The organism is Methylibium sp., from assembly GCF_013817345.1.
GTDB lineage: Bacteria > Pseudomonadota > Gammaproteobacteria > Burkholderiales > Burkholderiaceae_C > Methylibium.
Genome location: NZ_JACDCW010000125.1, coordinates 1 through 9,059, shown reverse-complemented (window position 1 = coordinate 9,059; position 9,059 = coordinate 1). Strand labels below are relative to the sequence as shown.

Below are 9,059 nucleotides of genomic sequence, written 5' to 3'. Positions count from 1 at the left end.
GTGCGGCGCCGCGTCGGGCGCGCCGGCCTGCAGGCCGGCCGCGCGGGTGCACCGCCAGGCGGCCCACGCCAGCAATAAAACGGTGGCGAGCGTGAGCAGCAACAGGCTGCCGTTCACCCAGGTCCAGGCACCGCGCTCGGGCGGCGGCGGCGCGACCGCGCACGCGACCGACAGGCCGCCATAGGCCACGCAGAACCACACCGCCCACAGCGTCAGGCCGAGCACCAACTGCAGTGGGTGGCTGGCCGCAGCCTTCATCGCGCGCTCCCGAGCATCAGCGGCAGCAGCGCCATCGCCAGCCAGGCCAGCGCCGCCGCGCCGGCAGTGAACTGCCACAGCAAGGCCACCACGCCCGGCTCGTACGGCGCCCGCGCGCTCACATAACCCAGCCGCACGCGACAGGCCTGCAGCACGGTAGCGACCGTGGCCAGCGCGGCGTGAAGCAGCAGGAAGGCAAGCGTGAAGGCAATCATCGCGTCGTGCGCGTTGCGGGTCGGCGCCAGCGGTGCGGTGGCGATAAGCGCCACCAGCCCGCCGCAGGCCAGCAGGCCGAACGCGGCCGCGAGCAGCAGCCGCGCGGTCAGGCCGCCATCGTCGCGCCGGCGCAGGCGACGCACGCTGACTTGCATCAACCCCACGCCGGCGCCGAGGGCCAGCGTCACCGCGGCCAGCGGCCAGGTGCCCAGGGGCGAGCGCTCCGGCGGCTGCCAGTTCGGCGCCACCGTCCACAGGAACAGCCAGCCGAAGATCAGCGAGCCGTACAGCGCGGCATCGGCGAGCAGGGTCACGCCCATGCCCCACAGCCCCGGACCGTCGAAAGTGCGCGAATGCAGCGGCAGCCCGCGCGGCAGGTCGTGCCCCTCGTGGGCGGCGGCCTTCGGATGGGCGCCGTTCTCCCACGACCAGCGCAGCAGCACGCCGGCCGCCACGAGCGCAGCGCCGGCGGCCACGACATAGAACTTGAGCAGCAGCGAAACGCACACCAGCGCGACCATCAGGCCGGCAATGAGCGGCAGCCAGGTGTTGCCCGGCAGGTGGATCACCTCGCGCGGGCGCCCGCTCAGCGGGTCGCTGCCCAGCGTCTCGCGTCGGCCGTGGGCGGCCTCCGGCAGCGCGTGCCGGCCTTCGGCGATGGTCTGCGGCAGATCGGGGTGATCCCACAGCGGATGCCGCGTGGACAAGCGCGGAAGGCTCGCGAAGTTGTAGCTCGTGGGCGGTGTTCCGGTGGCCCACTCCAGGGTGTCGGCGCGCCAGGGGTTTACCGGCGCCTTGCGGCCGTAGCGGAAGTGCAGCACGAAGTCGAGCAGCACGGTGAAGAGGCCGAAGGCCATGAGGAAGCTGAAGATCGACGACACCAGGTTGGGCCCGTCCCAGCCCAGGCCGGCGTCGTAGGTATAGACGCGGCGCGGCATGCCGAGCAGGCCGGTCCAGTGCATCACGAGAAAGGTGCCGTTGAAGCCGACGAAGGTGAGCCAGAAGCCCGCCTTGGCCAGCCGTTCGGACGGCATGCGGCCACTGAAGTGCGGCAGCCAGTAGTACACGCCGCCCAGCAGCGGAAACAGCATGCCGCCGATCAGCACGTAATGGAAATGCGCGACCACGAAGTGCGTGTCGTGCACCTGCCAGTCGAAGGGCACGAAGCCCAGCATCACGCCGGTGAGACCGCCGGTCACGAAGATCATCAGGAAGCCGGCGATCCACAGCATCGGCGTCGACCAGACCGGCCGGCCCGTCCACAGCGTGGCGATCCAGGCGAACAACTGAATGCCGGTGGGCACCGCGACCAGCATGCTGGCCGCCGAAAAGAAGGCCTGGGCCAGCGCCGGAATGCCAACCGTGAACATGTGGTGCACCCACAACCCGAAGCTGATGAAGCCGGTGGCCACCAGCGACACCACGACCCAGCGGTAGCCGACCAGCGGGCGCCGTGCGAACACCGGCACCAGCGTGGAGACGATGCCCGCTGCAGGCAGGAAGATGATGTAGACCTCGGGGTGGCCGAACAGCCAGAACAGGTGCTGCCACAGCACTGGATCGCCGCCGCGCTCGACATCGAAGAAGGCCCAGCCGGCGGCGCGCTCGAGCTCGAGCAGGATCGAGCCCAGCACCAGCGGCGGAAAACCCACCACGATCATCATCGACGTGACCAGCATCGCCCACGCGAAGATGGGCATCTGGTGCAGCCCCATGCCGGCCGCGCGCGTGCGCAGGATCGACACCGTGATCTCGATGCCGGCCGACAGCGTGGCGATCTCGATGAAGGTGATGCCGATCAGCCAGAAGTCGGAATTCAGCCCCGGCGAGTACACGTCGCTCGACAGCGGCGTGTACATGAACCAGCCGGCGTTCGGCGCCACGCCGAGGAACAGGCTGCTCGTGAAGATGATGCCGCCGAACAGATAGCACCAGTAGCCGAAGGCCGACAGGCGCGGGAACACCAGGTCTCGCGCGCCCAGCATCTTGGGCAGCAAGTAGGCCGCCAGACCCTGCAGGATGGGCACGGCGAACAGGAACATCATCATCGTGCCGTGCACGGTGAAGGCTTGGTTGTAGGCCTCGGCGCCCATGAAGTCGTTGTTCGGCAGCGCGAGCTGCGCGCGCATCAGCATGGAGAGCAGCCCGGCGATCACGAAGAACACCGCGCCGGTCACCATGAAGCGCAGCGCAATGCTGGTGTGGTTGACGACCGTCAGCGCGCGCCAGCCCTTCGGGTTGCCCCAGACGGCCTCGAACTCCTCGTGCAGCTCGGCCGGGTCGCGCGGTGCGGCGTGGGCGGTGGGCTCAGTCGTCATCGGAGGTCGCCGCTGTTGCCGCTGCCGGTTTTGCCGCCGCAGCCGTGCGCTGCGCCTGCAGCCAGGCCTCGAAGGCGGCCGGCTCCATCGCCCGCACCGTCATCGTCATGTGGGCATGGCCGAGCCCGCAGAACTCGGCGCACTGGCCGCGAAAGACACCCGGCTCGTCGGCCTGCAGGCGCACGACCAGCGTGCGGCCGGGCACGGCATCGAGCTTGCCGCCCAACCGCGGCACCCAGAAGGAATGAATCACGTCGCGGCTGCTGGTGTGGATGTCCACCGGCCGCCCCACCGGCAGGCGCAGCTCGTTGCGCAGCCGCAGGCCGGTGTCGGGATAGTGCAGCTCCCACCACCACTGGTGGCCGATGGCGTCGATGCGCAAAGGTGCCTGACCGTCCTGCGCGCCGCCGGGCAGCGGCAGCTGGTGCAGCCCGGCCGGCGAGCCGAAGACCAGCAGCGCCGTGATGGCGACCGTGGGCAGCACGATGCCGCCGCCGATGATCCAGCGCCGACCGACTCGGCTCGCCTGTTCGGCCGGCAATGCGCGTTCACGCCGCATCGCGAGCAGCCACACGATCACCACGAAGAGGAGCACCGCGCCGGCCACGCCGAACATCCACCACCATACGTTGGCGATCGCCTGCGCCGACGGGCCGGCCGGATCCAGCAGTGACTGCGGGCCTTCGCAGGCGGCCAGCAGCAGCGGCGCGGCGCACTGCAGAATGCGCCGATGAGCGCGCCCGAACCCATCCTGAGCCACGCCGCGATCGCGGGGCATCCGCTGCACCCGATGATGATTCACTTCCCGGTCGCGGCCTTGATCGCGCTGGTCGCCTCGGACGCGGCGTACATGAACAGCGGCGATCCGTTCTGGGCGCGCGCCGGCATATGGCTCGCCGGTGTGGGCGCGATCGGCGGCTGGGGCGCCAGCCTCGCCGGGCTCGTGGATCTGCTCACCGTCGCGCGCATCCGGCGCCTCGTCTCGGCCTGGGCCCACGCCCTCATCGCGGTGATGATGCTGTCGCTGGCCACGTTCAACTGGCTGTTGCGCCTGGGCGAAGAGCCCGGCTTGCACGTGGTGCCCTGGGGATTCGGCATGTCGCTCCTGACGGCCGGCTTCATCGGGCTGGCGGCTTATCTGGGCGGGCGCCTGGTCTATGAACACGCCGTGGGCGTGGACACCAGCGAGTGATCCGGCGGCACGCGGGCTCACTGGTGCACCCTCGCGCTTCGCGCGGTCCCTCCGAGAGGGACGCAGCGCTCCCTTCGGAGCGGCCGGGCGGGGGCGCTCATGCGCTGCGCCGGCTCAGAACGGCTTGCGCAGCACCAGCCACGCGATGCCTGCCAGCCACAACAGCGAGGTGCCGGCGATTGCCCAGCAGCGCCCGCGCACGCCGCCTCCGGTGTCGCTCTCGGCGCGCAGGATCAGTGCACCGCAAGCCGCATGGCCGAGCACCAGCAGGCTCACGGTGGCCAGCTTGGCGATCAGCCATGGCGCGAGCGGCCCGTAGAACACGAAGATCGCGGTGCCCGAGCCGATCGCCAGCAGCGCCGCCGGCGTTGCGACGAGCGTGAACACTGCCCTGAGCACGTGCCGCCGTGGGCCCTCGAAAGCGGCGGCGCGGTCGGGGCCCGCCGCTGCGGCGATGGCCGCGGGCAGGTACAGCAAGGCCCCGCACCAGACGATGACCGACGTGATGTGCAGCAGCTTCAGCCAGGGCACGGCTCACTCCGGCCACAAGGCGAGCGCTGCAGCGCCAGGCCGAGGGCCAAAACAGTGCCGTGCCGGCGGCTCCCGGAGCCTTGCAAGAGTGGACATGGGCGTGTTGTCTCCTGTCGGAAGCGGCATTGCGCCGCAAACCCTGCCGCATAGCAAACGACGCTCCCGTCGTGCGGGGGCGTCTCCTGCACGGATACGGTTGCCGCTTGCACCGCCTGCACCGCGTGGGCCGCCTGCACCGCGTGGGCCGAAGGAGGCCAGCCATTTCAAGCGGCGTTCTCGATCTTCTCGTCCTCGATCTTCGCTTTCTCCATCGCCTCGGGTTCGAGCTCTTCCGCAGCGCGGTTGAGCTTGATGAACACGCCCCAGCCCGCCAGCAAGGCGGCGGCGGCGAGCAGCACGCTGGCCGCATAGGGCAGGTTCTGCGGGCTGTCGTGCATGGCCTTGAAAACGCCGACCAGCGCTTCGATTGCAATCGCTATCACCACCACCACCAGGAAACGCGAAAGGAAACGCCGCAGACGCGTCGGCCCGCCGACGTGGGCTTCGCGCATCACTTCTTCCTCCGTGATGGTCTGGGCAATCTGCAGCGACACCACTGCGGCCGTGAGGATGCCCATCGCCTCGATGACCCCCAGCGCCGCGGCGCGGTCCAGGCCTTCTCCAAGCGCGGCCCAGCCGGTGTGCACGGCCGTCGCCATGAGGAGCAAGGCCGCACACAGGAACAAAAGGGCGACGACCGCATGGATCAGATAGAAAACGCGCAGCAGGTGCTTCATGGGTTCCATGTCGGGCAAGCCGGGTGTCGGGATCGCGAGTCTGGGCCCTGCGCGCGATCGACTCAATCGGTAAACGCGCGATCACTACACGGCCAAAACGCGCGCGGGACCACTGCAGGGAGTGGGCCGCAGAACGCCATCGCGGGCCGCGACCCGCAGGGCACTCACTCGTAGCGGCGCGCGTCCTCGATCACCTTGCCGTCGTTGGGCAGGCTGCCCGGCGCCAGCAGCTCGACCTCGCCGCGCATCTTGGTCACCTCGCGGATGCTTTGCGCAATGCGTGCAGCAAGCGCCTGCTGCGGGGCCTGGACCTCCGCGCGCAGCGTCATCGCGTCGTTCGCCATCTCGCCGCTCACGACCAGGCGGGCCTTGGCGATCTCTGGGTGGCGGCGCACGATGGCGGCCACCTGCTCCGGGTGCACGAACATGCCGCGCACCTTGGTCGTCTGGTCGGCGCGGCCCATCCAGCCCTTGATGCGCGGTGCCGTGCGCCCCGTCGGGCAAGGCCCGGGCAGCACGGCGCTGAGGTCGCCGGTGCCGAAGCGGATCAGCGGGTAGTTGGGGTTCAGCGTGGTGACCACGAGCTCGCCCACTTCGCCTGGCGGCAGCGGATCGCCTGTGCCCGGGCGCACGATCTCGACGATCACGCCTTCGTCGATCACCAGGCCTTCGCGGGCCTCGGTCTCGTACGCGATGAGTCCGAGGTCGGCCGTCGCGTAGCACTGGTAACCCTCGATGCCGCGCGCGCGGATGGCGTCGCGCAGCGAGGGCGGGAAAGCCTCGCCCGAAACCAGCGCTTTGCTCAACCCCGGCAGGGCGATCGCCCCCTCGGTGGCCTTGTCGAGCAGCATCTTCAGGAAGCTCGGCGTGCCGACATAGCCGTGCGGCCGCAACTCGACCATCGCCTGCAACTGCAGCTCGGTGTTGCCCACGCCGCCGGGAAAGACCGTGCAGCCAAGCGCCTGGCAGCCGCTTTCCATCATGGAGCCGGCCGGCGTGAGGTGGTAGCTGAAGCTGTTGTGCACCAAGTCGCCGGCGCGAAAGCCGGCCGCGAACAAGGCACGTGCGCAGCGCCAGTAGTCGGGGCCGGCGCCCTCGGGTTCGTACTGCGGGCCCGGCGACTGGAACACGCGGCGCGCGCCCTGTGCGCGCAGCAGACCGCGCCAGCCGATGGTCGAGAAACCGCCGAACGGATCGCTGCCCGCACCTTCGGCGCGCGCCGCCTGCTGCCGAGCCAGCAGCTCGTGCTTGCGCGTGACGGGCAGCGTTGCGAGCGCCGCACGGCTGCTCACCGACGGGGCATCGACGCCGCGCAGCCGCTCGGCGAAGGCCGCGCTGGCGCTTTGCGCATGCGCCACCTGGCGCGGCAGCGCCGCCATCAGCGCCTGCTCGCGCCGCGCCGGGTCGCGGGTTTCCAGATCGTCGTAGAACGCCGCTCGGCTTGCCGGCGGCACCGCCGCGCCGGTGCCGCCGGGGGCGGTGCGCCGCAGCTCAGTCATCGCGGTCGCTCCAGCGGGCAAGCCGGCTCTTGAGCTCGTCGGTGAAGCGGCGCACGTCGGCGGCGTTCTTCAGCGTGCTGGCGGTCCATTCGGGCGATTGCGCCGGCCGCTTGACGATCCGCGCCGTGATCGCCTCGGCTTCGAGCTCCAGCGTCGCGACCGGCCGGCCCTGCAGCTCGAAGCGGCCCTCGCGCTCGGTCAGCCGTAGGGCGCGCAGTTCTCGCTTCAGGCCCGCCAGAGCGGCGTCGGCCTTGAACGATGGCGGGGCGAAGAAGTCGTCACTCATAGCGGTCGCTGAAGGATGACGCGCTCGCAGGTTTCATGGTGCCAAGGGCGGCAACATCCGACGGCGCAGCAGAGCGTTTGTCGTTCACGGCTCACGCCAGCCAGCGCTTGCGGCGCTTGTAGCTCTTCACGTCGCGAAAGCTCTTGCGGTCGGTGCTGTCCTTGCTGCCGCCGGTGCCGAGGTAGAACTCCTTCACGTCCTCGTTGGTCGCCAGGTCGGCCGCGCGCCCGTCCATCACGATGCGCCCGCTCTCCAGGATGTAGCCGTAGTCGGCGTAACGCAGCGCCATGAAGGTGTTCTGCTCGGCGAGCAGGAAGGTGACCTTCTCGCGCTGGTTCAGGTCTTTCACGATCTCGAACACCTCTTCCACGATCTGCGGGGCCAGGCCCATCGACGGCTCGTCGAGCAGCACCATCTTCGGGTTCGCCATGAGCGCGCGGCCGATCGCGCACATCTGCTGCTCGCCGCCGGAGGTGTAGGCGGCCTGCGACGTGCGCCGGGTCTTGAGGCGCGGGAAGTAGCCGTACACCTTGTCCAGCGTGTCGGCCACCGCCGCCTTGCCGTCCTTGCGCGTGTAGGCACCGGTCATCAGGTTGTCCTCGATCGTCAGGTGGCCGAAGCAGTGCCGCCCTTCCATGACCTGGATGACGCCGCGATCGACCATCTGCGCGGTGCTCAGCGCCTCGATGCGTTCGCCGCGCAGCTCGATCGAGCCTTTGGTCACCGCGCCGCGCTCGCCCGCCAGCAGGTTCGACACCGCCCTCAAGGTCGTCGTCTTGCCCGCCCCGTTGCCCCCGAGGAGCGCCACCACGGCACCCTCGGGCACCTGCAGCGACACGCCCTTGAGGACGAGGATCACGTGGTTGTAGATGACCTCGATGCCGTTGACGTTGAGCAGGATGTTGGGCGATGCACTCATGAGTGTTGCTCTGTGCGTTGACTCATTCAAGCGCCGCACGCGGCGCTTGAATGAGGGCTCCGTCAGGAGCCCGGAACCCTCCCTCATGGAGGGAGGGCAGGGAGGGTGTCCGCAACCCCTCTCGCTCGGAGGGAGGGGGAGGGGTGGGAGCCCAGCCCGGTAGGTCGAAGACCTGAGCCGCTCTGCGGCTCAGGTCTGGCAATCGGCCGGCGTGCGACGCGTCAGGTTCTTCCCGGCCGCGTATTTGTCGGCGGCGGCCTTGACCAGGGGCTTGATGATCTGCTCGTCGCCTTGGTACCAGTCGGACGTGAACACCCATTTGCTGCCGTCCCAGGTGTGCACGCGGGCCCAGTTCGCGCCCATGTGGTCAGCGCAACTCGTGCTGACCGGGCGCATCACGCCGGCGAGGCCGAGCGCGTCGAGCTTCTTCTGGTCGAGTGCCAGGTTTTCCAGGCCCCAGCGCACCTGCTCGCCCGTCATGACCTTGCCCTTGCCGTAGCGCTCCTGCGCGCGCTTGACGCCTTCGACGCCCAGCATTGCGCTGATCAGGCCGCGCATGTAGAGCACCTGGCCGACTTCTTCCTTCGGCCCGGTGCCGTTGCCCTTGGCGTGCAAGCTAGACAGCACTTCCTTCACCACTTTGGAGTCGTACTCGGCACCGTGCTGCAGGGCTACCGCGCTGTAGCCCTTGGCACCTTCGACGTCCTTCACGTCAGGCTCCGCACCGGCCCACCACACGCCGTACATCTTCTCGCGCGGATAGCCCGTGGCCCGCGCTTCCTTGAGTGCGGTCGAGTTCATCACGCCCCAGCCCCACAGCAGCACGTAGTCGGGGCGCGCCTGGCGAATCTGCAGCCACGCGGCCTTCTGTTCCACGCCGGGGTGCGTGACCGGAATGGCGTTGAACTCGAAGCCGTACATCTTCGACAGCTCCTGCAGCATCGAGATCGGCTCCTTGCCATAGGGCGAGTCGTGATAGACCAGGGTGATCTTCTTGCCCTTCAACTTGTCCTTGCCGCCTTCCTTCTTGGCGATGTGCTGGATCAGCACGTCGGCGGCCGTCC

Annotated in this window: 10 protein-coding genes; 1 reads left to right on the top strand and 9 read right to left on the bottom strand. The window is 69.3% G+C overall.

The features are described 5' to 3' along the window. From H0W40_RS17585 to coxB, 3 genes are all read right to left on the bottom strand, one after another. On the bottom strand, window positions 1-258 hold a 258-nt coding region (locus tag H0W40_RS17585), incomplete at its 3' end, for a hypothetical protein (protein ID WP_292448836.1). Then, window positions 255-2,792 carry a cytochrome c oxidase subunit I gene (gene ctaD / locus H0W40_RS17580; RefSeq protein ID WP_292448834.1) on the bottom strand — a complete coding sequence of 846 codons (2,538 nt, stop codon included), beginning with the start codon at window positions 2,790-2,792 and terminating at the stop codon, window positions 255-257. The genes H0W40_RS17585 and ctaD, both read right to left, overlap by 4 nt. After that, a complete protein-coding gene (coxB, locus tag H0W40_RS17575; protein WP_292448831.1) occupies window positions 2,782-3,552 on the bottom strand; it encodes a cytochrome c oxidase subunit II in 771 nt (256 codons plus the stop codon). Before coxB ends, ctaD begins: the two co-directional genes overlap by 11 nt. Between coxB and H0W40_RS17570 the strand changes: the two genes are divergently transcribed. After that, a complete protein-coding gene (locus tag H0W40_RS17570) occupies window positions 3,523-3,984 on the top strand; it encodes a DUF2231 domain-containing protein (protein ID WP_292448827.1) in 462 nt (153 codons plus the stop codon). The genes coxB and H0W40_RS17570 overlap by 30 nt on opposite strands. A gap of 114 nt (window positions 3,985-4,098) precedes the next feature. Here the strand turns inward: H0W40_RS17570 and H0W40_RS17565 are convergent, their stop codons facing one another. The 6 genes from H0W40_RS17565 to H0W40_RS17540 form a co-directional block, all read right to left on the bottom strand. Beyond that, the gene (locus H0W40_RS17565) at window positions 4,099-4,515 is read right to left on the bottom strand and encodes a CopD family protein (protein ID WP_292448825.1); all 417 of its coding nucleotides are present in this window, start codon (window positions 4,513-4,515) and stop codon (window positions 4,099-4,101) included. Between the two features lie 263 nt (window positions 4,516-4,778). Next, complete coding sequence (locus tag H0W40_RS17560) at window positions 4,779-5,291, bottom strand: hypothetical protein (RefSeq protein WP_292448824.1); 513 nt, start codon at window positions 5,289-5,291, stop codon at window positions 4,779-4,781. Between the two features lie 164 nt (window positions 5,292-5,455). Beyond that, window positions 5,456-6,670, bottom strand: coding sequence for a phenylacetate--CoA ligase family protein (locus H0W40_RS17555; RefSeq protein WP_292448839.1), 1,215 nt, complete (start codon window positions 6,668-6,670; stop codon window positions 5,456-5,458). A gap of 112 nt (window positions 6,671-6,782) precedes the next feature. After that, window positions 6,783-7,076, bottom strand: coding sequence for a hypothetical protein (locus H0W40_RS17550; RefSeq protein WP_292448821.1), 294 nt, complete (start codon window positions 7,074-7,076; stop codon window positions 6,783-6,785). Window positions 7,077-7,167: 91 nt separating this feature from the next. Beyond that, entirely contained in the window at window positions 7,168-7,995 is an 828-nt protein-coding gene (locus H0W40_RS17545) for an ABC transporter ATP-binding protein (protein ID WP_292448817.1), read from the bottom strand. Between the two features lie 189 nt (window positions 7,996-8,184). Continuing rightward, window positions 8,185-9,059 (bottom strand): ABC transporter substrate-binding protein (locus tag H0W40_RS17540; protein WP_292448816.1); only part of this gene is annotated, 875 nt, incomplete at its 5' end.

Excerpts from the sequence above, each read along its gene's own strand:
- H0W40_RS17550 (WP_292448821.1), bottom strand. The coding sequence starts at position 7,076 with ATGAGTGACGACTTCTTCGCCCCGCCATCGTTCAAGGCCGACGCCGCT.
- H0W40_RS17570 (WP_292448827.1), top strand. The coding sequence starts at position 3,523 with ATGAGCGCGCCCGAACCCATCCTGAGCCACGCCGCGATCGCGGGGCAT.
- ctaD (WP_292448834.1), bottom strand. The coding sequence starts at position 2,792 with ATGACGACTGAGCCCACCGCCCACGCCGCACCGCGCGACCCGGCCGAG.
- H0W40_RS17545 (WP_292448817.1), bottom strand. The coding sequence starts at position 7,995 with ATGAGTGCATCGCCCAACATCCTGCTCAACGTCAACGGCATCGAGGTC.
- H0W40_RS17560 (WP_292448824.1), bottom strand. The coding sequence starts at position 5,291 with ATGAAGCACCTGCTGCGCGTTTTCTATCTGATCCATGCGGTCGTCGCC.
- H0W40_RS17555 (WP_292448839.1), bottom strand. The coding sequence starts at position 6,670 with ATGGCGGCGCTGCCGCGCCAGGTGGCGCATGCGCAAAGCGCCAGCGCG.